Raw genomic sequence first — 23,664 nt, forward strand, 5'->3', positions numbered from 1 at the left:
AGAAATTTGACAGAACATGTAATATTAAGCTAATATTATATTTAGTTTTGATTGGGAAATTATTTTGAGGAGTTAATAATACAATGAGCGTAATGGACAAGTTTTTGAAAGCAATTCAGCTTAATGGGGATGATGATAGTGGTTATTATGATGAGGATTATGATAACTACGGAAGTTCTAAGATTGAATCCATAAATGCAAATGCACCAATTGGCAAGGATGATCCTACAATTGATGCATCTGAGGAAAAGGTTAAGAAGGTAGCACCTAAGGTTGTTCCTTCCAGAAAGAGAAACTTAAGCGCTGCTGGCATGGAGGTTTGTGTTATCAAACCTACTTCAGTAGAGGATGCAAGAGAGATTACAGAGACTCTTTTAGCTAACCGCACAGTAGTACTTAATCTTGAAGGTCTTGATGTTGACATAGCACAGAGAATCATTGATTTTACATCAGGTTCTTGCTTTGCTATTTCTGGTAATCTCCAGAAGATATCAAGATATATATTTATTATCACACCTTCAAGTGTTGATATTTCCGGTGATTTCCAGAGCATGATAAATGGAGCCTTCGGAAGCGGTATAGCTGAGGGACCACAGCAGATTGATTGATATTAAAGGCTGTTGACGTTTTGATTGTCAACAGCTTTTCTTTCGTAATAAAATACAACAATAGGATGGACATGACGATGAGTGAGGTTATGACAGTAAACTACCAGGAGAAGCCTTGTTACAACATTGTTTTTGACAAGAGCTTTGATGGTCTTTCTAAGGAAATCAAGGATCTTTCCTTTGAAAATAGAAAGATTGCGATTATTACAGATACCAATGTAGAGCCTTTATATGCTGACAAGGTTAAGAAAGCTCTTTTACCAGTATCTGAAAATGTATATGTATATGCTATTCCTGCAGGGGAAGAGAATAAGAATCTGGATGAGATTCACAAGATATATGCATTTCTTATTGAGAACCACTTTGACAGACACGATCTGATCGTTGCTCTGGGCGGCGGTGTTGTTGGAGATATGGCGGGCTTTACAGCTTCAACATATTTAAGAGGAATTTCTTTTGTGCAGATTCCTACAACTCTTTTAGCTCAGACGGATAGCAGTATTGGCGGTAAGACTGGCGTTGACTTTGATGGATATAAGAATATGGTTGGCGCTTTCTATATGCCAAAACTTGTATATATGAATATTTCAGTTCTTGAAACGCTTGATGATAGACAGTTCTTTTCAGGCTTTGCAGAGGTTATGAAGCATGGCCTTATCAAGGATCAGAAGTTTTATTTATGGCTTCTTGAAAATATGTATGAAATTTGCGAAAAGGACATGGATATTCTTCTTGAGATGGTTATGCATAGCTGCGATATCAAGAGGAAGGTTGTTGAGAAGGACCCTACAGAAAAGGGCGACAGAATGCTTCTTAATTTTGGTCATACTCTTGGACATGCCATTGAGAAGGCTAAGGACTTTAAGCTTGCCCACGGTGAGTGTGTAGCTCTTGGCTGCGTTGCGGCTGCTTACATTTCCTGGAAAAAAGAGCTGCTTACCATGGAAGAGTTCTATGAGATAAGAGATATGTTTGTTCCATTTAACCTTCCAATTTCAATCGAAGACGTTGACGCAGAAGAGATTGTTAAGCTTACCAAGTCTGATAAAAAAGCTGATTCTGACAAGGTAAGGTTTGTGCTCCTTAAGGGCATTGGTAAGGCATTTGTATCCACAGATGTTACCGATAAGGAAATGCTGGATGCACTTAATGAGATTATTTACGTTGAAGATAATGAGTAAGAGGGGATTTATTTAATGAATAACAAGTTGTCTAAGAAAAAGAAATTCTTTTTAGTCGCAGATTTACTGATGATCATCGCTTTTGTATTTATAGATCAGCTGACCAAGTTCCTTGCAGTTAAGTATCTTGAGAATAAGCCTGAGTTCAATATTATCAAGGGCGTTTTAGAGTTTAAGTATCTGGAGAATTCAGGAGCAGCCTTTGGAATGCTTCAGAACCAGAAAACATTCTTTGTTCTTGTGGCTGTTTTGATTCTTTTTATCATTGGCTATGTGCTTTACAGAGTTCCTGATGACAAGAAATACAATGTAATGCATGTGCTTCTTGTTCTTATTGCAAGTGGCGCTTTTGGTAACATGATAGACAGAATCAGATATGATTATGTTGTTGATTTTATCTACTTTTCAATCATCAACTTCCCTGTATTTAACGTGGCTGATATTTACGTTACTGTTTCAACATTTCTTTTTGTTTTCCTTTTCATATTTTATTACAAGGAAAACGACTTTAACTTCTTAACCTTTAAACAGCAGAAAAAGTATAAGGAATTCAAATAATGGATCAAAAGAGCGATACTTTTGAATTTGTTGTTACAGATGAATATGAGGGATACAGAATCGATAAGCTTATAAGTGAGCTTGTGGAGTCTGTTTCCAGGACCTATATTAAAAAGCTTATTGATGACAAGAAGGTTCTTTGCAATGGAAAGCCTGTAAAGGCAAGCTTTTCTCTATCTGAGAACGATGTGATTCAGGTTGAGATTCCGCCTGTGGAGGTTCCGGAGATTGTTCCTCAGGATATTCCATTGGACATTCTATACGAGGACGACGACGTGATTGTCGTTAATAAGCCTAAGGACATGGTGGTTCATCCTGCTGCGGGCCATTACAAGGATACACTTGTAAATGCCATCATGTTTCATTGCAAGGACAACCTTTCAGGTATAAACGGGGTTATGAGACCAGGAATTGTTCATAGAATTGATAAGGACACCACTGGTTCTGTTATTATCTGCAAGAACGACTTTGCTCACAACAGCATAGCTGATCAGTTAAAAGAGCATTCTATTAACAGGGTATATCATGCAATCTGCTACGGAATAATCGATGAGGACGAAGGTTTTGTAGATGCTCCTATTGGCCGTAGTCAGAATGATCGTAAGAAGATGGCCGTAGTTAAGAGCGGCGGTAAAGAGGCATATACCCATTATCGCGTTTTAAAGCGCTTTCCTGAGGATAAATTTACATATATAGAGTGCAAGCTTAAAACTGGCAGAACTCATCAGATTCGCGTCCATATGGCTCATATCGGGCATCCTCTTTTAGGGGATGAGGTATACGCTCAGGGACGAAGCAGTAAGTTCAAACTTCAGGGACAGTGTCTCCACGCCAAGACTCTTGGATTTGTTCATCCAAGAACCAACGAGTATATCGAGACGGATGCCCCTTTACCACAATACTTTTCCCATTTGTTGGATGTTCTCAAATAGGGTATAATAAAGCTATCAACATAATATTTTTTGCAAAAGGGGTGAGCCTATGAATACTATTATTACTATAGGACGTCAATTTGGTTCAGGCGGTAGAGAAATTGGTGAAGAGGTAGCTAAGTACTTTGGAATTAAATGCTATGACAAAGAGCTTCTTAGCAGAGCTGCTAAGGAAAGTGGTTTTTGTGAGGAGATGATCAAGAATCACGACGAAAGACCTACCAATTCATTCTTATATAATCTTGTCATGGATACATATTCCTTTGGCTATAATTCTTCAAGCTTTGTAGATATGCCTATAAGCCACAAGGTTTTTCTTGCACAGTTCGATACAATCAAGAAGATTGCAGAAGAGGGCCCATGCGTAATTGTTGGTAGATGCGCAGATTATGCCTTATCAGAATTTCCTAATGTTCTTAATATCTTTATCCATGCTAATGAAGAGTTTAAGATCGCCAGGATTAAAGAGCGTTTTGATGATATCAAGACCGATGATAAAGCAAGAGAGATGATGAACAAGAAGGATAAACAGAGACAGAGCTATTACAACTACTATTCTTCCAAGAAGTGGGGCAGAAGTGACAGCTATGATCTTTCAATAAATTCATCAATACTGGGAATTGAAGGAACAGTTAAATTCATCATTCAGTACATTGAAGATTTTGAGGCATTAAACAAATAATTTTTTATTTCAGAAATATATTTCCCACCTGTAACTTTGTTGTTATAGGTGGGAAATTTTAGTTTATTTTAATAATATTTTCTAAAGCCTCTGATATAATGAGGCTATCTTAGAATGATTTTTTTGCATAAAGGTATCTGTTTAATATTTGTTACTTATTAGCGGAATGGATTCCGCTTGTGGTTTTCAAGGAGGAAAAGCTTATGGCAGGTAACGTAAACGGAACTTTTAACCAGCCATACAGAGTATCAAATGATATTCCTAAAGGCAAGGTTCAGGGCGCAAAACCCAAAGCTCCTTCAAAAGCTGACAATACAAAAGCTTCTACAGTAGCTTCCAAATTTGGAGAAAGTGCATCCTTGGAGTTGTCTCCAGAAGTAGAAATGTACGGAAAAGTTGTGGACCTTCTCCAAAGAAAGTATGAAAATGCCGATGTATTTGTGGCTTCAAAGGGTGATGATCTATCGCAGATAGGCGGAGATCTGGAATATAGCATTATTTTATCTGAAAATGAAATGAAACTCCTTGCATCAGATGATCCATCTGATAAGGAGGCAAAAGATAAACTTCTTAAGCAGATTGATGATGCTATGACTTCAATTGATAAGATGAGTCAGCAGATAGGCGAAAACACTGACGAAAAGGACGAAATTTCTAATTTTGGAATCAGTGTCGATAAGAATGGCAAGATGAATTTCTTTGCTGACATTAATGGTAATTCCTATAAAGGGAATACTTTGGAAGATATAGTTAGTTCTTTGTTAAAAGATAAATCAAATTCATAAAGAAGTATGAATATGCGTAAAAAGCAGATAGGAACAGAGTTTCTATGTTCCTATCTGTTTTTGTGTTTATTTTTAAATGAATTTTAGAACTAGAAAAAAACTTAATAATGTGGTATAAATACTTGTAATGTTGTAATTATTAAGGAGAGAGAAGTGTATGAACGACCAGAATAACATGAATAACGGATTTGGGGGACCAGGACCTCAGCAGCAGGGCCCATTCAACAACATGAATGGCAATATGCAGGGTAATGGTATGCCTAATAACGGACCTGCTTTTAATCAGCAGAATCAGGGGTATGGAATGCCACCTATGGGCAATCCTAATCAGCAGTTTAACAGAAACAATAATATGTATAATAACGGTGGATTTGGCGGCGGAATGCCTCCTATGCAGCCACCTAAAAAGAAAAAGCACCTTGGACTTATCATTGTTCCAGTTGTATTGCTTCTTCTTATCGGAATTGGTGTGGGTGTATTCATGCATCTTCTTAAATCCGGATATTTATATGAGCATGGACAGCTCGTTAAGATCTACAATGTAACTGGTAAGTGCTTACAGCATCATTTCACAGAAGCTGACTGTACACATCCAGAGACTTGTGAGATTTGTGGACTTGAGCAGGGTGATCCTCTTGGACATGATTGGGTAGATGCTACATGTACTGAGGCTAAGTATTGCGACAGATGTGGAGAAGTAGAGGGAGAGCCTCTTGGCCACACTTGTATTCAGGGTTATTGTGAGAGATGTGATGAGTATCAGGATGAACTCGAGGATGAGATTTACGATATTATCGCAGCTGTAGCTCTTGGTGATACATATTTTGATTATTACTTAACACACCTTTCATATTATGATCTTCAGTATGATAAGGGCTGGTACGAGGGAACTCGTGATATGTCATATTTCGAGACAGCTTATGATAGCTATGAGTATGCTATTGAGACATGTGGCGACTACGAGGAATTTGCTGATATCAAGGAAGCTCTTCAGAATCTTATTGATACAATGCCTATGGATAAGCCTAAGTACAATGTAGATTCTTGCCAGAAGTACTGCGATGACCTTAACGATGCAATTGATCTTCGTGATCCTGTAACAGAAGCTTGTTCAGATCTTGCAGACCTTCTTGAGGATGACTAATAACGTCGAATAACTAAGAATAAATACCAGGTAAGCAAATAGTCTTACCTGGTATTTTTATGTATTGGTGAACTTATATAATATGTGCCTAATTTGAAGGATTTTATCTAGATTGATTGATTTTACGGTATCAAACTGCGTAAAACTAGAATTTTGCGAAAAAGAATATCTCGATATATAAGCCTCTGCTCCGCCAGTATTTGATAAAAACGGATGCAAAGGCTTAAATTTCGGTGTTTTTTATGGCTTCATTTACTTTATTCGCCATACTATCTGATAACTGAACATGTAACATATCTATGACTCTGTTATCAATTGAATAACCAAGTCTTGATGCATGCTCATAGAAATTATTGTCCTGCTTATTTTGGTAGCTTTTTGCCATGTTTTCACTTAGCATTTTGGTTGCTACCAGTGAATCATAGGCTTCTTCAAATTGCTGGCCAAATTTCTTCTTTTCTTCATCACTAAGAACATTTACAGGATTATTGCCAACTGTATTTTGATCCAGATACTTGCTTGTTATACTGTTGGCTGCCATTAAGAATCCAAAATCCATAGTATTCTCTCCTATATTTTTTCTCAAATACTATATCGGACATAAAATCTGATTCATAACCATGGATTTGAAAATTTAGAAATTTGATATAAATAGAACAAACGTTCATAACTTCAATTAAGAAATTATGAACGTTTATTGTAGATTCTTGTTTGATTATATTACTAGCTTAGCTCCGCAATGGCTACATAATCCATTGTTGTATGGAACAACGCTATCACAGTATTTACATTTAACATGTGATCTGATCTCTGCTATCTGTTCATCTAATTCTTCCTGTTGTTCTCTATACCAGTTAAACTCTCTTAGCTTCTCTGCGTTTAAGACCTTTTCTCTGTGTTCTTTAATCATATTCTGGATAAGCAATACTTTTGTTGGTATATTTGCTCCTATAATAATGACCAAAAAGAAAATAATAAGGTTATATAACGAATTCAGAGAACCATTCTCTACCTTGGAATAATTGACAAGGCTAAGAGATGTAGTGCAGGTAATATATAGAACCATATGAAAACCTGATGCTACTAAATATCCTATATTGTTTTTGAAAATGCAGATTTTCATTATGATTGGAATGACTAAGGTTATTACTGTTCCAATAAGAACAATCAAGAACATCATGCCAATGCTATATGTTGCCAGATAACTTTGACGTGTAGTCTCTGCCAGATCTTCCATTAAGCTTGGGACGATAAGAAGGACCGGCAATAAAATAACTAAGCAGAAAGCAAATAATACAGGTACAATAAGATTGATCACAAATTCTAATGCAGATAAGTTCTTAATGAGTTTCATTTCTAAGATAAATCCTTACGTTGTATATTCTTGATAAATTGCTATATGATCCTTAATACATCTCCACGGAGACATGGCATCGCATGTAACGCAAATATAATGGCCTCCCCGGCTTGAAACCATATAACTGGCACTGCAACACCCTGATTGGTTTACAAAGCCTGTTTTGGCCCCTAGAACCTCTCCATTGGTGTCATAGTCTTCTATCCTTCTCAAAAAGAGATTTGATATGTTGATTCCCTCTGGATGCTCAATGGTTGCTGATGTGGTGTATTTCCTTACACTTAAGACCTCATGGCATAGTTCATTCTCTTCTGCAGCCTTTAGGATCATAGCCATATCTAACAGAGTGCAATAGTGATCGGTATCATACATACCAACACAGTTTGTAAAATGAGCAGTATCTGAAAGACCAAGCTCCTTAAGTTTATCATTCATCAGTGCAACAAATTCTTCCTGGCTGCCAGCAGTATATTCTGCCAATAACATTGCAGCATCTGCGCCTGATGGAAGTATTGTTCCGTATAACAGATCCTTGACTATAACCTGCTCTCCCACTTCAAAACCAACAGCACTGCAGTCATTTTTGAAGACATAATCACCAATTTCCTGGGTCATGGTCACCTTATCATCTAAGGCATCCTCTCCTTCTAAATGCTCAACCGCTACAAGGAGTGTGAGAATCTTGGTCATAGATGCTGGATTTATCTTGAGATTGCCATCCTTAGATGCCACAACAGTACCGTCATCTATGTTGACTAAAACAGCATAGGAACTGAATACATCCTCATTGTAGATATAAGGAGTATTAGTGGAAACACTGACATTATAGCCATTAAAAAATCCGGCGGCTTCAGGAGACTGCGCCAGATAGGGATTCTCCACAGGCAATTCAACATCCTTAATGATGGTATCTATTACTGTCATCTCGGTAGTAGACTCATTTGAATTGTCATTTACACCCTTATTTGGCCTATGAGTAAGCTTGTATACTCCGAATATGATCAGAGACAATACAGCTATAAATGCCAGAATTAAAAGTGAAATATGGATGATTATTTCTTTTTTTCTTTTTGCTCTATATTCTGAAGCGGAAAGACGTCTGCCATCCCGCTTTCTATAATTTGATTTAATGCCCAAAATAAATACCCGCCCAACAGAAAATTCCTCTCAATCTTAACACTAATTGGCCAAAAAAACCAGTGAAAATGAGAGGAATCGTCATGTTTATTGCTCGTAATATGTCTTTTTAAAGACTTTTTTAGGTATGATAAAAATATCCTTTGGATTATTCTTGCTAACGGCTATATAATCTCCTTTTTTGCCAAGGATGTAGTTGTCATTATCCCATGCTGAGAATACCTTAGTGGTCTTATGAAGGGGCCTAGCATATATACTAAGGGCACTGGTGTAGATACATGACTTGGCAGTTGGAAGCAGCGGATAGGTTTTACCAGTGTCAGCGTTCTTAAGAGATGGTATGTAATCAATATGGGGATCAAAAGAGCATTTGATCTTGGAATAGTTACTGTTGAATCTGCTCTTAGTTGCTGTAGTTACCTCTCCGTTACCGTCTATAACCAGGACTGAATTATCTTTTACCAGATAGTTGGTATCACCAGAAATTGTTCTGATAATTGCCATATTACCCTCTGGAATCAGCTTACTTGGATATACATATCCGCGGGAAATGGAATCAGTAACATATTCCTTCATGGATTTAGTATCCATCTTAGTCTTTCCGGCGTAAATAATATCACAGTTCTCAAAATAATTACTCATTCTTTCGCTGATAATATTGGCTGTTGAATGTTTATTGGATTCATCATCTATTTGTGAGAAATGCTTATATTCCTTGGCCAGAAGCTCGTATTTAAGAATTCCGCCGGCTTTTTCCGTATGACCACCGCCTGAACCTATCTTCTCAGCGATAAATTCCGCAAGCTCATTGGCTCTTGTTTCGTTAGTGCAGCTCCTTATGGAGAATTTAATACCAAAAGGAAGAACGCTGTAAACAAGACATACATCTATGGAATCGATGGCTAGAATAAAATCACCGATAAGGCCTAATATGTTAGGGTCGCAAGGGTCAGTTCTTAAAATAGCATATCCATAGTCCTTATGGTAATCTATGCCAAGTAGCGCAATTCCTGCAATCTTGGCTTCCTTAAGGGTCAGATTCATGTTCTTTAGCTTAAGGATAAGGCTTTTATCGTATTGAAGAGAATCTATCATATCTCGGTCCAGCGGATGAGAAATCTCTGAAAAGCTATGAGTGTCTGAATAAAGACCATAATAAAGAGCTGTTGCCGCATGATCGTCTATTACGTCTTCTTCATGTTCAATCTTTAAAAGATTCCATATAACTGAGCAGCAGCTTCCAAGATTACTGCGAACTTCATTAAGCTTAGGCAATTTGGTGGAAACCTGATGATGGTCGATTACTGCTATATTCTCGGAATGGAATCTGGTAACATTACCTTCCTCATATTGGCAGTCTGTAAGGACTAAAAGATCCGGAGCCTTCTTAAGGCTTGAGACATATTCAATTGGAATCTGTAGCTTATCTATCAGATATACAAGGTTACTCTTAGCTATCTGGAAGTCTCCAGAATAGATAAAGCGAACCTTTTTATTGTATTTCTTAAAATATCTATATAAAACATACCCAGAACAGATGGCATCTGCGTCCGGGTTATCATGGCACTGTATTACAATTGTGTCATATTGTAGCATTCTTGATAACTTCATCTTAATACTCTCCCTTTAATGATTATATACATTAAAGGGAGAGTCATCAATAATCACTGGAAAGGCGCATAATATGGAATTACAATGCATTCGCCTGCGTATACTTTGGTAGTATCAGAGATGTTATTTAGTTCTTTGATCTCATTAATGTATTTAGCAATGCTGTCATAATGCTCAGCGGAATAATTCTGAGATGCAATATCCCATATAGTGTCACCAGTATGTACTGTTACACTCTTATAATACTTATACTCTGGAGTAAAGTTATCGCTCTGGGCATCTGACATAAATGAATTAGCCATAAAGATAAGAGCAAAAACAATTATTGTTAGAACTAACATAAGAAGCGCAAATTGACGTCTTACTATTCTCCTACGTCTGATCTTGTTGTTGCGAATACGTATCTCGCTTTCTGAAAAGAATCTTGGGTCTTTATAAAGGCTTACTGCTGCATACATTGCATCACTCATGATACACCTCACATACAATATGAAACTAAACCACTATTACTCAATCAATAAACATGTGTTCGGAACAATTGTTCTGTTATTATATTAGCGAACAAAGTTTCGAATGTCAATAGAAAATCGAACAAATTTTCCGAACAAGTATTTGATTTTTTGACTCGGTTATGATACCATAAATCTGTGAACTGTATACGTTGACAGGAGGTTTTCATGGAAAAAGGTAATATTTCAAAGAAACAACAGGAAATTCTGGATTATATCAAAGAACAGATTCTTGAAAGGGGCTTTCCACCAGCTGTTCGTGATATCTGTAAAGCTGTTAATCTCAGCTCCACTTCTACTGTTCATTCTCATCTTGCAACTCTTGAGAGAAATGGTTACATCAGAAGGGATCCTACTAAGCCAAGAGCTATCGAGATCATTGATGACAGCTTTAATATGATTAGAACAGAGATAGTTAGTATTCCTGTCATTGGCCAGGTGGCTGCCGGTACTCCAATTCTTGCTGAGGAGAATATAGATTCATATATTCCTATTCCAGCTAGTATGTGTCCTAAGGGTGCCAATGCCTTTATTCTTAATGTTAAGGGTGACTCTATGATCAATGCCGGCATTCATAATGGGGATCAGATTTTTGTTAAACAGTGTAACACTGCTAAGAATGGTGATCAGGTAGTTGCTCTTATTGATGATTCTGCTACTGTTAAGACCTATTACAAGGAAGATGGACACATAAGATTACAGCCTGAGAACGATTCTATGGATCCTATTATTGTTGATGACTGTACTATCTTAGGTAAAGTGTTTGGTGTAATGAGATTTTATAAATAATTGGCTTTAATGTACTGTTATCTGTTTTAATGTTTGACTAATAATAAAGCCCACAACAATCATTTGATTGCTGTGGGCTTATTTTGCACTTAATCATTTCATATAGATGATTATATATGTTTGTATATTACAGCTCTTCTGCTGCGATTACCTTTCCATCTCTCCAGATTCTTTCAAGATCATAAAAAAGTCTGTTCTCACTGTCAAAGATATGTACAATGATGTCACCAAAATCAAGTAGAATCCAGTTGCCGAAGTCATATCCTTCAACGTCCTTGGTCATGTGACCTGCTCTGCCAAGCTTTTCCTGAACGCTGTCAGCCATGGCCTGACACTGGTTAATATTGGTTCCGCTTGCAATGATGAAATAATCTGCAAGAGTAGATACTTCTGTAATATCAATTACTCTTACGTCTTCACCCTTTCTATCTTCAAGGGCTTCAACAGCCATCTTGGCCATTTCCTTTGATACTTCAATTGTTGCCATAAATACCTCTTTCTAATGGTTATTCTTTATAAAAGTCCTTATAGTAATCGTATGCGGTCATAGTCATTTCATCAATTTCTTTTCCTATTGTCTTAAGATAGATAACTGAATCATGAAGTATGTGCGCAAGACACTTATCGATATCTGTAAATGCCTCTTTTCTAATCTGATCCATTCCTTCTAAAGGCTTACGATTCGGTTCAATAAAATCAGCTATATATACGATCTTCTCAAGCAAAGACATGTCTTCTTTTCCTGTTGTATGCCATCTTATGGCCCCAAGGATTTCTGTATCATAGACATCATACTTGGTCCTTGCGATATATACACCAGCCTTTGCATGAAGAAGTGAGTGATTCTTTCTCTCAACCTCTGTTATATCTATTTTGTTCTTTTCACAGATTTTAATCTGTTCCTCATGGGACATGCATTTAGCACAGTCATGTAAAAGTCCGGCAATTAAAGCCTTTTCTACATCTGCGCCATGAGCCATAGCTAGGCTCGCCGCTGTATAAGCAACGCCAAGAGTATGGACATATCTGTCGGGCTTAAGCTCTTTTTCAAGTGTAGAACTTAGCCTTTTGGTTATTTCTATAGTCTTAGTCTTCATTTATACAGTCCCTTTATACATATGTATTCTATGCATTCATCAGGAAGCATATATCTGACGCTTCTTCCAGTTCTTACTCGGTCACGGATATCTGTTGATGAAATATCAATTCTGTTAAAGGTAAGGATCCTGATATCAGCATCATAAAGCTTTTTAAGCTCACGTCTCTTTTTATCAAGAGCTGCGATATCTTCCTCTTCTCTAACTGCTGCAAGAATAATGCAGGACTTTAAAATGTCTTTATATCTATACCAGGTATCAATGCCGATTACTGAATCTCCACCAAGTATAAGGTACAATTCATCCCCGGGATACATAAGCTTAAGATCTTCCAGAGTATCGATGGTATAGGTGCCCTCTGGCTTATCGATTTCAAGCCTTGAGCAGGTAAAGTATGGATTGTCATTGATGGCCATCTTTACCATCTGATATCTGGTATCACCAGAAGATACTTCTGTCCTGTTCTTAAGATGCGCAAGATAATTAGGGATAAAGATAACTCTATCCAATCCAAACTGTTCTCTGGCAGCCTCTCCTAAAAGAAGATGCGCGTTATGTATAGGGTCAAAAGTTCCACCAAGTATACCAATCTTTCTGCAATCCATAATTAAGCCTCCTCTGGTATATATTTATAACAGATCTTAAATGTCTTTTTTCTTGGACTTAGGTAACTCAATCTTTGGGTTATCCTTGAAAGGCTTGTAAAGAACAAACTTTCTTCCAATAACCTGTACAAGCTCAGAACGTGTTCTGTCAGCTACAGTCTGGGCAACCTCTTTAACGTCGTCAACACAGTTCTTTAAAACTGTAACCTTAACGAGTTCATGAGTGTTGAAGGTCTCAGCGATAGCCTCAGTAACCTCAGGAGTTACGCTTGATTTACCTATCTGAAATACTGGCTCAAGGACCTGGGCCAGACTCTTTAAATATGAACGTTGCTTACTGGTCAAATTCATTATCTGTATCCTCTTCTTCAACTGGGATTGTATCTGCGTTTCTATAGTACTCGAAACTAAATCCGTAAATTCTTACTGTATCGCCTTCCTGAATATGGAGCTTCTCAAGCTCATCAAGAATTCCATTATCCACAAGGAATTTCTGGAAGAAGGCAAAGCCCTTTTCAGAATCGAGGTTGGTATAACCAAGCATCTTCTCAATCTTGGGACCTTCTACTACATATTCAGCTGCATCGCTGTCGTAAGTAACAGTAAATGCTTCGTCGGCTTCTCTAGCCATTGTCTCTGGGAAGAATTCCTGTTCAAACACAACAGGCTTTTCTGGCATTTCAGAAAGAACTCTACTTACATAGTATAACAGTTCCTGAATGCCTTTTCCAGTAAGGGTAGATGTGGCAAAGACCTTAACTCCAAGAGGTTCATACTTATCTCTTATCTTCTGGATGATCTCAGCCTGCTCGCCCTCTGGAAGCATGTCAATCTTGTTGGCAGCAATTACCTGAGGCTTCTTGGAAATATCAGCGTTGTAGCCCTCAAGCTCCTTGTTGATAGCCTCAATATCCTCTAAAGGATCACGGCCCTCTGTTGATGCTGCGTCCACAACGTGGATCATCATTCTGGTTCTCTCAATATGTCTTAAGAACTCATGGCCAAGACCAAGGCCCTCGCTGGCACCCTCTATAAGTCCAGGGATATCCGCAACAACAAAGCCTCTTGCATCATTAAGATCCACTACACCAAGCATTGGTGAAAGTGTTGTGAAATGATAGTTGGCAATCTTAGGCTTAGCGTTAGATACCTTTGAAAGGAAGGTTGATTTACCTACGTTAGGGAAGCCAACCAGGCCTACATCAGCAATTACTTTAAGCTCAAGAAGAACCTCTAATTCTATTGATGGCTGGCCAGGCTGCGCATACTTAGGAGCCTGCATGGTAGATGTTGCATAGTGCATGTTACCATTTCCGCCTCTGCCACCTTTTAATATAACGGCTTCCTTGTTATCGCGGCTCATATCTGCGATAACCTTGCCGGTGCTTGCTTCTTTAATTACAGTTCCCTCAGGAACCTTAATGATAAGGTCCTCACCATTTTTACCATGGCAACGACGTTTATCACCGTCATGTCCATTTTCTGCTTTATATTTACCACCATAGTGGAAGTCAGCTAAAGTATTGATACCCTCATCAACCTTGAAGATGATATCTCCGCCTTTTCCGCCGTCACCACCATCAGGACCGCCGTTAGGAACATACTTTTCTCTTCTAAAAGAGATATGTCCGTCGCCGCCCTTTCCACTCTGTATGAAAATTCTAGCTTTATCTACAAAAACAGGCATATTTTTACCCTTTCACATTAGTAGTAAAAAGGGCTTCAAACAAATAGTTTGAAGCCCGATTAGACATAAAATTACTTATTCTCTACAGGATGAACGCTAGCCTGCTTTTTATCTCTGCCCTTGCGCTCAAATCTAAGAACACCATCAACAAGTGCATATAATGTATCATCGCTACCGATTCCAACATTAACACCAGGATGAATGTGTGTTCCACGCTGTCTGTATAAAATATTACCAGCCTTTACGAACTGTCCGTCAGCTCTTTTTGCTCCAAGTCTCTTGGATTCAGAATCTCTACCGTTCTTAGTAGATCCTACACCCTTCTTATGAGCAAAAAATTGAAGGTTCATATTCATCATGACTTATTCCCTCCTAAATTTAATGTTCAAAAATTTCTTACCATATTGCTGAAATATATTGTCTACACCAAGCTCAAAGGATCTTAATAATAGATCTGCTTCCTTTGAAGGCTCACTCTTAAACTCAAATCTGATTATACCCTTCGATTCATCGGAGCTAACAACCATCTCATCCTTGGTGAAGGACTCAATAGAATTGATAGTGTTTATGGTAAGAACAGAGATTGCTGAGCAAACTATATCTTTACCATAATCGGCATATCCAGCATGACCTTTACATTCAATGCTCTTATAAGAATCATTGCTTGTCTTAGTGATCGTGATAGTAGTCATAATATTCCGCTAGTTAATAATTACAGTGTGATCTTGTCAATCTTAACGAGAGTGAAAGGCTGTCTGTGACCGTTCTTCTTGTGATAGCCTGTCTTTCTCTTGTACTTGTAAACGATAACCTTCTTATCACGGCCCTGCTCAACAACTGTTGCGCTAACCTTTGCTGACTTAACATCATCAGCAACCTTAAGTGCCTTTCCATCGTTTACTGCAATAACATTATCAAATGTTATGTCTTTTCCAGGCTCGATATCAAGCTTCTCAACCTTGATCTGATCGCCCTCGGAAACTTTGTACTGCTTACCGCCAGTTACAATAATTGCGTACATAAGTTACCTCCTTCTTCAAAAAACTCGCTAACTTTGGCGGGGCATGGCCCACTTATGCCTAGTTATGCGGCATACCATGATATATTAGCATCACGGCGAAGTATTGTCAACACATAATTTGTATTTTTTCGAAAATCTTAATTAAGGCTGTATCTGGGTTTATAAATACATGGCCAGTTATTGAAGGATTTCTTTTAACGATTTATCGTTCTTGTTCCTGGTGAGCTCCATAATCCCAAGGCCTGTAATGTCAATAAAATTGGTGTGAACCGTATCGAACCTGCATAGCTCTTTTACATGCTGGATCAGAACCTCGTAGTCCTCCTTATCCATATTGATGAAGTCAATAAGGATCATTCCAGTCAAGTTACGGAGCCTTACCTGTCTCATGATCTCGTCAGCGGCTTCCAGATTAAGCTTCAAAGATATATTGCTCTTTCCCTGAATGGCCTTTCCTGAATTCACATCGATAGCATTAAAGCTTTCAAGCTGCTCGATAATAAGGAATCCGCCGCTTTTAAGATAAACCTTATTAAACATAAGCTCATCAATTTTGGACTTAATTCCATATATTCCGGTGTCGTTTGTGACCTTGATCAGCTCCTTATTCCTATTATGGATAAAAGAGCCAGCCTTCTGAATATAGGCTTTATAGGGCTCTATGTTAGTACTTTCCTCTATTTCCATATTGGAAGTGTCAACAGTGATCTCGTTATCATCAGAAGACAGTTCATTGTAAATGCAGGAATAAACAGTTCTGACCTTAGCTTCTCTGTATATAGATATCAGCTTTTCTAAGCAGTCCTTAATATCCTGCATGAGCAAAGTCTGGTCCTCTGCAAACTGATAGGCGCTGGTTCTTATCAGGATGCCAAAAGAGCTGTCTCCTATATCCTTGCTAAACTCATCAAGAAGTTCTTCGTAATGAGCCTTAACTCCTTCTACAAGAAGCTTTCTTGTGGGCTCGGATATCTTAGATGAACATCCAACTCCCTTTCTACCAAGGGTGATCACACAGTACTTACTGTTAATGCACAGATATGTTGTGAGCCTGCATTTCTTGGTCTTTATGGCTTCTGACTCCACCTGAACGATGACTTCATCGCCGCATTTAGGCCCCTTTGAAAGGTCCTCTCTATTAAGGACACAGGATCCAATAACTGCCTTAAGAGGAAGATATCCTATTTCCCCATCTCCAAATCGCACGAAGGCTCCTTCAATGTTCTTTACTATGTTATCGATTCTGCCCACATAGATATTATGAAGTTGTGTTTGTCTTACTACAGACAGGTGCTCAAGCTTGTTATCGATAAGACCGCAGACAACATCCTGATTTCTGTAGTTCGAAATAACAATAGTATTCATATTATTTATAGATAGATCTTTTCCTGGTTCTTATCGCAGATAAAAGGAATGATATATTCGCCCTTATCGTCCTCTTCCTTCTTGTAAATATCTATTCTGTGAAGGTCCAGAGCATTTGAAGTAAACTCAAGGCCCTTGGACTTATAGAAGCCTTCGAATAAAAGAGCTGGCTTCAAAGTAGCCATGCTACTCATGCTAAGTAAAAGAACTACAGACTCTCCCTTGTGATCAAAGCTGCAGTCAAAGATCATCGGCTTCATATCGATTTCTTTTTCACCGCTCTTAGTCTTCTTCATTGCAGGAAGTGTTTTGTTCTCAAGGTACTTCTCAAATTCGCTTACCCAGTCAAAATCTGGCTTAAGGCTCTCTCTTATCTTAACCCTGTACTTGGCAGCATAGGTAAGAGTCATGGCCTTGTCTTCATTCTCAGGAAGCTCGGTCACAGCAAGGATATCGATTCCTTCGTTACAGACACTGCTGAGTCTGTTCTTGATATCCTTAGAGCTTTCCATGGAATTAACTGACATATCCATGTATTCGCCTTCGGAAGTGGCACCAACACTAAGGGGCTGGGCAAAAGAGATAACCTGATGAGGACTAAAGCCCTCTGAGTACTTGATATCGATTTCTGCTCTTCTTATGGCCTTCTGAAAATATCTCATAACATCAAGATGACCAATGAACTTGATTGGGCCTGTCTTGGTAAATTTAACTCTAAGCTTATGCATTATTTCTTCCCTCCATGCAGACACCAACGCCATAACTTGCAGCACCGCAGCCAAGGCAGTTCAAACGGCAGTTGGATGATTTCTTGTTTTGAAGGGCATTTTTCCATTCACGTAAAAGAAATGCCTTTGTAACACCGCAGTTAAGAATATCCCATGGGAATACCTCATCGTCACTGCGCTCTCTTGTTGTATAGAAGAATGGATCAACTCCGCATTCCTTAAAGGTCTCCATCCATACATCAAACTTAAAGTATTCGCCCCAGGCATCATAAATACAGCCCTTTTCATAGGCCTTAAGTATTACTTCATTTAATCTTCTGTCGCCTCTTGCGAATACGCCTTCCATCATGCTGGCATCAGCTTCGTGCCAGTTGTACTTAATGTGCTTCTGGTTAAGCTGAGACATGATTCCTGCCTTAGTCTTGGCAGCCTTTTCAAGGAAGTCTTCCTTAGTGTCCATAGGAGCCCACTGGAATGGGGTAAATGGCTTTGGAACAAAGAAGGATGTGCTGGCAGTAACTTCAACTGCTCTTCCATTTCTCTTTTCCTTAGGAACGGTCTCGTAGTATTCAACGCAGACCTTATTGGCAATATCGCCGATTCCAGCGATATCTTCATCAGTTTCTGTAGGGAGACCTAACATGAAATATAGCTTAACCTTATTCCAGCCACCAAGGAAGGCCTCGTGGGAGCCTCTAAGAATATCCTCCTCAGTAAGACCCTTATTGATAACATCACGCATTCTCTGGGTTCCAGCCTCTGGCGCAAAGGTAAGGGAGCTCTTTTTAACATCCTGAACCTTGCTCATAACATCAAGAGAAAAGGCGTCAATTCTAAGAGATGGCAAAGAAATATTGACCTTTTTCTTGTTACAGCTGTCAATAAGGAAGTCGATAAGCTCAGGGAGCTTACTATAGTCACTGGAGCTAAGACTACTTAAGGAAATCTCCTCATAGCCAGTGTTGTTAAGGGACTCTATAGCAATCTTCTTAAGTCGCTCAACATCCTTTTCTCGAAGAGGCTTGTAAAGCTGTCCTGCCTGGCAGAATCTGCAGCCTCTGATACATCCGCGCATGATCTCAAGAACTACTCTGTCCTGAGTAACCTTGATATAAGGAACTACAGGCTTTGTAGGATAAAAGGCATCCGCAAGCTCAGTGCACATCTCCTTCTGAATAGTAGATGGAACATCCTCATAAATAGGCTTGTACTCAAGGATTGTGCCATCTTCCTTGTAGGAAACCTCATAAAGAGAAGGCACATACATTCCAGGAATCTTAGCCATTTCATGAAGGAAATCCTCTCTGGACATGCCGCTATTCCTAGCCTCTTTATAAAGGTCAAAGATCTCTCTGTATTTAGTCTCGCCCTCTCCAATGTAGAACACATCAAAGAAGTCAGTGATTGGCTCTGGGTTATAGGTACATGGACCACCACCGATAACGATAGGATCGTCCCAGGTTCTATCCTTGGATAAAAGAGCTATGCCAGACAGATCCAGAATCTGAAGTATGTTGGTATAGCACATCTCATACTGCAAAGTAAAACCAAGGAAATCAAAGTCCTTTACAGGATCCTGTGATTCAAGCGCAAAAAGAGGAATGTTCTTTTCTCTAAGGAGCTTGTCCATATCAAGCCATGGTGAATACACACGCTCACACCATACATCCTCATAGGAGTTGAACATTCCATATAAAATCTGTATACCCAAATGAGACATTCCTATCTCGTAAACATCAGGAAAGCACATGGCAAAGCGGATATCAATAGCGTTCTTATCCTTAGTTACGCTGTTGACCTCATTTCCGATATATCTCTCCGGTTTCTCAATACTTAGGAGTGTCTCATCTGATAATGCTAAACAATTATTCATTTCTTTTCCTTATCTTCGTGACAGTTCGTCGGTTATTTCCTCCCAGCTGATATTCTTTTCAGCCATGAGGACCATCATATGATACAGGAAATCAGACATTTCGTAAACTATTTCATTGCTATTAGGATTCTTGGCGGCGATAACCATCTCAGTGGCTTCTTCACCGACCTTTTTAAGGATCTTATCGATGCCCTTGTCAAAAAGGTAATTGGTATAGGAGCCAACCTTTGGATTAACCTGTCTGTCCTTGATCACGTCAAAGACACTGTCCAAAACCTTCTGAGGGTTCTTTTCTGTGTAATCCTTTTTAGCAATTTCATTAAAGAAGCAGGAATAGGAACCGGTATGGCAGGCAGCGCCTATCTGTTTAACCTTGGCAAGGATCGTATCCTTGTCACAGTCTGCATATAGAGCCTTTACATACTGGAAATGACCGCTGGTCTCGCCCTTTAGCCATAAGGAACTTCTGCTCCTGCTAAAGTATGTCATCTTACCTGTTGTCTGAGTTTTATTATAAGCCTCTTCGTTCATATAAGCCAACATCAGAACCTGATCTGTTCTGTAGTCCTGAACAATAACAGGAATAAGACCGTCGGAGTTTTTCTTAAGTTCATCCCAGCTTATGGCAGCTTCCAGCCTGCATATAGGGATGTTCTTTGAGATACATATGTCTTTATATTCATTAACCTTATCAATACTGCAATTGACGATATTACCTGTGATTCCAGCCATGAACTCGTATTCTTCGAATGCTGTGACTGCATCGCCGGATACAGCACCTTCATCAAAAAGAACTGTCACTGGAAGGGGGATTTCTGCCTGGCGGACTTTAGATGTATCCTTTCCTGCCATCAGGATAACTTCGCTGGCGAATTCCTCTGCCAATTTTTGATTATCAGTAAGCTCCTTTAAATCTGTGCAGGTAATGCCAATCTTTTCTTTTCCAAACTTCTCAGAAACCTCCTGAATGATATCAACATTTCCCTGCTTGGAGAAGTCAACACAGGCCTTTTTGCAGCCAGCATACAAGAGCTTTTTGATGTCTTCCATTCTCTTAACGTTGCCACAGCCTGTAACGTCAACATCAACAGCCTTGGAAATGTCTTTGATAATATCTAAGGAAGCTTCGTGATCAGCATCACTTCCGCCCTCTGACATGTCAAAAACTATGATCTCATCAACGTTTGAATCAGAGTATTTGCATGCAAGCCCCACAGGATCAGCGTTCACAACTGTTTTATCATCAAGATTCTTAACTGCCTGTTTATTATAAAGATATATGGATGCAATGAACTTCTTGCCTAAGTTAGCCATTATAAAACTCCTTTTGTGCTTAATACGTCAGTAATTCTGCTATCATTTGTTGTAGCTTCATCCAGAGCCTTGGCAAAGGCCTTGAACATAGCTTCAATCTTGTGGTGATCGTTGATTCCTGTGATAACTCTAAGGTGAAGATTCATGGCAGCTGAATAGGATACAGCGTAAAAGAACTCTCTAACAAGCTGAGTATCAAAATCCCCCACCATAGGTGAACTAAACTCACCATCCATTACAAGATATGGTCGACCACATAAGTCAATAGCACTCATAACTAATGTTTCATCCATTGGAAGTATCATGCTTCCGTATCTTTTGATACCCTTCTTGTCACCAATGGCTTCAGCTATGGCTTTTCCAAGGACGATACCTGTATCTTCAACTGTGTGGTGACCGTCAACATTCAGGTCTCCAGAAACCCTTAAATCAAGGTCAAAGAGACCGTGACGGGCAAATCCCTCAAGCATGTGGTCAAAGAATCCAATTCCGGTTTCGATTTTACCCTGCCCAGAACCGTCAATATTTAAGGTGCATGTAATTTTAGTTTCCTTAGTATTTCTTTCAACAGTTGCAACTCTGCTACCCATAATTTGTGTCTCCCTCATAAGTCCTAACTAAATATTGTAAAAGCCTTAAATTTAATCTTGCAAACTTGCAATTTATACTTAATTTAGAAAGTTATCTTGCAATTTAAAAACAAATTAATACAATAAAATCGGACTAAATATTACTTAATTGTTAACTAAATCTTACAGCAATTGAATTGGCGTGGGCTGTTAATCCCTCTTCCTTGGCAAAGAGCTCGATATCCTCATGTACCTTCATAAGAGCATCCCTTGAATATGAAATGATGCTTGTCTTCTTAAGGAAGTCATCAACATTAAGAGGTGAAAAGAACCTTGCTGTGCGATTGGTTGGCAAAATGTGGTTAGGGCCTGCATAGTAATCTCCAAGAGGCTCTGATGAATAGGAACCAAGGAAAATAGCGCCAGCATTCTTAATCTTAGTCATGGTCTCATATGGATCCTTGGTGATGATCTCTAAGTGCTCAGAAGCCACAGCATTTGCGCCTTCTATAGCTCTTTCCATAGAATCTGCCACAAAGATATATCCATAGTTATCCAGTGACTTCTTTATTATCTCACTTCTTGAAAGAGTCTTCAAAAACTCATCAATCTCTTTTGAAACCTGTTCTGCAAGAGCCTTGTCAGTTGTGATAAGAATGGCACTTGCCATCTCATCGTGCTCAGCCTGAGATAAAAGATCTGCAGCCACAAAACGTGGGTTTGCTGTCTCATCTGCAAGAACCAGGATCTCACTAGGACCAGCAATTGAATCAATTGAAACATGTCCAAAGCAGGCCTTCTTGGCAAGAGCCACAAAGATATTACCAGGGCCTGTAATCTTATCTACCTTAGGAACTGACTTAGTTCCAAATGCCATAGCAGCGATAGCCTGAGCTCCGCCAACCTTGTAAACCTCGGTAACACCTGCGATATTAGCTGCAACAAGAGTTCCAGCGTTGACCTTTCCATCTTTACCAGGAGGTGTGCACATTACGATTCTCTCTACTCCTGCAACCTTGGCTGGAACAACGTTCATAAGAACGCTTGATGGGTATGCAGCCTTTCCTCCAGGAACGTAAACACCAGAGATCTCGATTGGAAGGATTCTCTGACCAAGAATTGAGCCATCCTCCCTTGTCTCTATCCAGGTGTTTCTCTTCTGCTTCTCGTGGAACAGACGGATGTTCTCAGCGCTCTTTTTCATAACCTCTACAAAGGCTGGATTCAGCTCTTTATAGGCATCCTCGATTTCTTTATCAGTTACCCTGACTGAGCTTTCATTTATCTCACACTTATCAAATTTAAGGGTGTAATCAAAAAGAGCTTTATCTCCATTTTTCCTTACGTTATCTATAATCTCATTTACTGTATTTTCATATTCTGTATAGCTTCCAGGGTTTCTTCCAAGGAGGTTTCCCAAAAGCTCATCCATTGTCTTATCATTTAACTCTAAAGTACGCATTATTGCAGATTCTCCTTCATATCACTTATAAGCTTTCTGATTCTCTCAGTCTCCATCTGCATGCTGACCTGGTTGACGATCATTCTTGCAGAAAGTGGACAGATCTCTTCAAGGACCTCAAGTCCGTTCTCTCGAAGTGTAGATCCTGTCTCAACAATATCTACGATAACATCGGACAGGTTGACGATAGGTCCAAGCTCAACAGAACCGTTAAGCTTGATGATATCTACTGTCTGATGTTTTTGATTAAAGAAATAATCCTTGGCAATATTAGGATATTTGCTGGCTACACGAATCATCTCTCTATGCTCTAAGAGCTTAGCAGCTTCGTGAGGTCCGCATACGCACATTCTGCACTTTCCAAAGCCAAGATCAAGAACCTCGTATACTCTTCTCTTTTCCTCAAGTATTGTATCAGCGCCAACAATTCCAATATCGGCAGCGCCGTATTCAACATAGGTTGGAACGTCAGGACCCTTTGCCAAAAAGAACTTAAGCTTAAGCTCTTCGTTGGTGAAGATCAGCTTTCTTGTTTTTTTATCAAGGATTTCCGCACATTGTATCCCACATCTATTTAGAAGCTCCATGGTAGAATCCACGAGCCTTCCCTTTCCAAGGGCAAAAGTCAGATATCTCATATAAACCTCCAG

The 23,664-nt window shown here is 39.0% G+C and carries 28 protein-coding genes; 8 read left to right on the forward strand and 20 right to left on the reverse strand.

From position 1 onward, the window contains the following. Window positions 1–83: 83 nt before the first annotated feature. The 7 genes from T541_RS0102440 to T541_RS0102470 all read left to right on the forward strand — a co-directional run bounded on the left by T541_RS0102440 (window position 84) and on the right by T541_RS0102470 (window position 5,890). A complete protein-coding gene (locus T541_RS0102440) occupies window positions 84–608 on the forward strand; it encodes a cell division protein SepF (RefSeq protein ID WP_026651189.1) in 525 nt (174 codons plus the stop codon). Between the two features lie 77 nt (window positions 609–685). Beyond that, window positions 686–1,789, forward strand: coding sequence for a 3-dehydroquinate synthase (aroB, locus tag T541_RS0102445; protein WP_026651190.1), 1,104 nt, complete (start codon window positions 686–688; stop codon window positions 1,787–1,789). 15 nt (window positions 1,790–1,804) lie between these two features. Continuing rightward, complete coding sequence (gene lspA, locus T541_RS0102450; protein ID WP_155839448.1) at window positions 1,805–2,347, forward strand: signal peptidase II; 543 nt, start codon at window positions 1,805–1,807, stop codon at window positions 2,345–2,347. Next, window positions 2,347–3,279: an RluA family pseudouridine synthase gene (locus tag T541_RS0102455; protein ID WP_026651192.1), complete on the forward strand. Its 933-nt coding sequence runs from the start codon at window positions 2,347–2,349 to the stop codon at window positions 3,277–3,279. The genes lspA and T541_RS0102455 overlap by 1 nt, the downstream gene beginning before the upstream one ends. Before the next feature lie 49 nt (window positions 3,280–3,328). After that, window positions 3,329–3,961, forward strand: a complete 633-nt coding sequence (locus T541_RS0102460; RefSeq protein ID WP_026651193.1) for an AAA family ATPase — start codon at window positions 3,329–3,331, stop codon at window positions 3,959–3,961. A 203-nt stretch (window positions 3,962–4,164) separates the two neighbouring features. Further along, window positions 4,165–4,746 carry a DUF6033 family protein gene (locus T541_RS0102465; RefSeq protein ID WP_026651194.1) on the forward strand — a complete coding sequence of 194 codons (582 nt, stop codon included), beginning with the start codon at window positions 4,165–4,167 and terminating at the stop codon, window positions 4,744–4,746. Window positions 4,747–4,903: 157 nt separating this feature from the next. Then, entirely contained in the window at window positions 4,904–5,890 is a 987-nt protein-coding gene (locus T541_RS0102470; RefSeq protein ID WP_026651195.1) for a hypothetical protein, read from the forward strand. A gap of 223 nt (window positions 5,891–6,113) precedes the next feature. Here T541_RS0102470 and T541_RS0102475 read toward each other — a convergent pair whose 3' ends face one another. From T541_RS0102475 to T541_RS0102495, 5 genes are all read right to left on the reverse strand, one after another. After that, complete coding sequence (locus tag T541_RS0102475) at window positions 6,114–6,449, reverse strand: hypothetical protein (protein WP_026651196.1); 336 nt, start codon at window positions 6,447–6,449, stop codon at window positions 6,114–6,116. A gap of 156 nt (window positions 6,450–6,605) precedes the next feature. Then, window positions 6,606–7,244 carry a hypothetical protein gene (locus T541_RS0102480; RefSeq protein ID WP_026651197.1) on the reverse strand — a complete coding sequence of 213 codons (639 nt, stop codon included), beginning with the start codon at window positions 7,242–7,244 and terminating at the stop codon, window positions 6,606–6,608. 15 nt (window positions 7,245–7,259) lie between these two features. After that, window positions 7,260–8,384, reverse strand: a complete 1,125-nt coding sequence (locus tag T541_RS18610; RefSeq protein WP_051538051.1) for a D-alanyl-D-alanine carboxypeptidase family protein — start codon at window positions 8,382–8,384, stop codon at window positions 7,260–7,262. 87 nt (window positions 8,385–8,471) lie between these two features. Beyond that, complete coding sequence (locus T541_RS0102490) at window positions 8,472–9,995, reverse strand: DHH family phosphoesterase (RefSeq protein ID WP_026651198.1); 1,524 nt, start codon at window positions 9,993–9,995, stop codon at window positions 8,472–8,474. Between the two features lie 53 nt (window positions 9,996–10,048). Further along, window positions 10,049–10,465 carry a LysM peptidoglycan-binding domain-containing protein gene (locus T541_RS0102495; RefSeq protein WP_026651199.1) on the reverse strand — a complete coding sequence of 139 codons (417 nt, stop codon included), beginning with the start codon at window positions 10,463–10,465 and terminating at the stop codon, window positions 10,049–10,051. 207 nt (window positions 10,466–10,672) lie between these two features. Between T541_RS0102495 and lexA the strand changes: the two genes are divergently transcribed. Continuing rightward, window positions 10,673–11,293, forward strand: a complete 621-nt coding sequence (gene lexA, locus T541_RS0102500; protein WP_026651200.1) for a transcriptional repressor LexA — start codon at window positions 10,673–10,675, stop codon at window positions 11,291–11,293. A 127-nt stretch (window positions 11,294–11,420) separates the two neighbouring features. Here lexA and rsfS read toward each other — a convergent pair whose 3' ends face one another. The 15 genes from rsfS to hisG form a co-directional block, all read right to left on the reverse strand. Further along, window positions 11,421–11,780, reverse strand: a complete 360-nt coding sequence (gene rsfS, locus T541_RS0102505; protein WP_026651201.1) for a ribosome silencing factor — start codon at window positions 11,778–11,780, stop codon at window positions 11,421–11,423. Window positions 11,781–11,799: 19 nt separating this feature from the next. Then, the gene (yqeK, locus tag T541_RS0102510) at window positions 11,800–12,390 is read right to left on the reverse strand and encodes a bis(5'-nucleosyl)-tetraphosphatase (symmetrical) YqeK (protein ID WP_026651202.1); all 591 of its coding nucleotides are present in this window, start codon (window positions 12,388–12,390) and stop codon (window positions 11,800–11,802) included. Then, on the reverse strand, window positions 12,387–12,995 hold the full coding sequence (gene nadD / locus T541_RS0102515) for a nicotinate-nucleotide adenylyltransferase (protein WP_026651203.1): 609 nt from the start codon (window positions 12,993–12,995) through the stop codon (window positions 12,387–12,389). The genes yqeK and nadD overlap by 4 nt, the downstream gene beginning before the upstream one ends. A 36-nt stretch (window positions 12,996–13,031) precedes the next feature. Continuing rightward, complete coding sequence (gene yhbY / locus T541_RS0102520) at window positions 13,032–13,340, reverse strand: ribosome assembly RNA-binding protein YhbY (RefSeq protein WP_026651204.1); 309 nt, start codon at window positions 13,338–13,340, stop codon at window positions 13,032–13,034. Then, on the reverse strand, window positions 13,330–14,682 hold the full coding sequence (obgE, locus tag T541_RS0102525; protein WP_026651205.1) for a GTPase ObgE: 1,353 nt from the start codon (window positions 14,680–14,682) through the stop codon (window positions 13,330–13,332). The genes yhbY and obgE overlap by 11 nt, the downstream gene beginning before the upstream one ends. A gap of 71 nt (window positions 14,683–14,753) precedes the next feature. Further along, complete coding sequence (gene rpmA / locus T541_RS0102530) at window positions 14,754–15,041, reverse strand: 50S ribosomal protein L27 (protein WP_022774002.1); 288 nt, start codon at window positions 15,039–15,041, stop codon at window positions 14,754–14,756. Between the two features lie 3 nt (window positions 15,042–15,044). After that, the gene (locus T541_RS0102535) at window positions 15,045–15,374 is read right to left on the reverse strand and encodes a ribosomal-processing cysteine protease Prp (RefSeq protein ID WP_026651206.1); all 330 of its coding nucleotides are present in this window, start codon (window positions 15,372–15,374) and stop codon (window positions 15,045–15,047) included. 20 nt (window positions 15,375–15,394) lie between these two features. Further along, window positions 15,395–15,703, reverse strand: a complete 309-nt coding sequence (rplU, locus tag T541_RS0102540) for a 50S ribosomal protein L21 (RefSeq protein ID WP_026651207.1) — start codon at window positions 15,701–15,703, stop codon at window positions 15,395–15,397. 177 nt (window positions 15,704–15,880) lie between these two features. Beyond that, complete coding sequence (locus T541_RS20490) at window positions 15,881–17,068, reverse strand: ribonuclease E/G (protein WP_026651208.1); 1,188 nt, start codon at window positions 17,066–17,068, stop codon at window positions 15,881–15,883. A gap of 5 nt (window positions 17,069–17,073) precedes the next feature. Beyond that, window positions 17,074–17,796 carry a TIGR03936 family radical SAM-associated protein gene (locus T541_RS0102550; protein ID WP_034465737.1) on the reverse strand — a complete coding sequence of 241 codons (723 nt, stop codon included), beginning with the start codon at window positions 17,794–17,796 and terminating at the stop codon, window positions 17,074–17,076. Beyond that, the gene (locus T541_RS0102555; protein ID WP_026651210.1) at window positions 17,789–19,669 is read right to left on the reverse strand and encodes a TIGR03960 family B12-binding radical SAM protein; all 1,881 of its coding nucleotides are present in this window, start codon (window positions 19,667–19,669) and stop codon (window positions 17,789–17,791) included. The genes T541_RS0102550 and T541_RS0102555 overlap by 8 nt, the downstream gene beginning before the upstream one ends. 9 nt (window positions 19,670–19,678) lie before the next feature. Next, a complete protein-coding gene (gene hisIE / locus T541_RS21020) occupies window positions 19,679–20,983 on the reverse strand; it encodes a bifunctional phosphoribosyl-AMP cyclohydrolase/phosphoribosyl-ATP diphosphatase HisIE (RefSeq protein ID WP_026651211.1) in 1,305 nt (434 codons plus the stop codon). Then, on the reverse strand, window positions 20,983–21,573 hold the full coding sequence (gene hisB / locus T541_RS0102565; RefSeq protein ID WP_026651212.1) for an imidazoleglycerol-phosphate dehydratase HisB: 591 nt from the start codon (window positions 21,571–21,573) through the stop codon (window positions 20,983–20,985). The genes hisIE and hisB overlap by 1 nt, the downstream gene beginning before the upstream one ends. 151 nt (window positions 21,574–21,724) lie before the next feature. Further along, window positions 21,725–23,014 (reverse strand): histidinol dehydrogenase, encoded by a 1,290-nt coding sequence (gene hisD, locus T541_RS0102570; protein ID WP_026651213.1) that lies wholly within the window; start codon window positions 23,012–23,014, stop codon window positions 21,725–21,727. Then, entirely contained in the window at window positions 23,014–23,652 is a 639-nt protein-coding gene (gene hisG / locus T541_RS0102575; protein ID WP_026651214.1) for an ATP phosphoribosyltransferase, read from the reverse strand. The genes hisD and hisG overlap by 1 nt, the downstream gene beginning before the upstream one ends. Between the last annotated feature and the right edge of the window lie 12 nt (window positions 23,653–23,664).

The organism is Butyrivibrio proteoclasticus P6B7 (genome assembly GCF_000622085.1).
Lineage (GTDB): Bacteria > Bacillota > Clostridia > Lachnospirales > Lachnospiraceae > Butyrivibrio > Butyrivibrio proteoclasticus_A.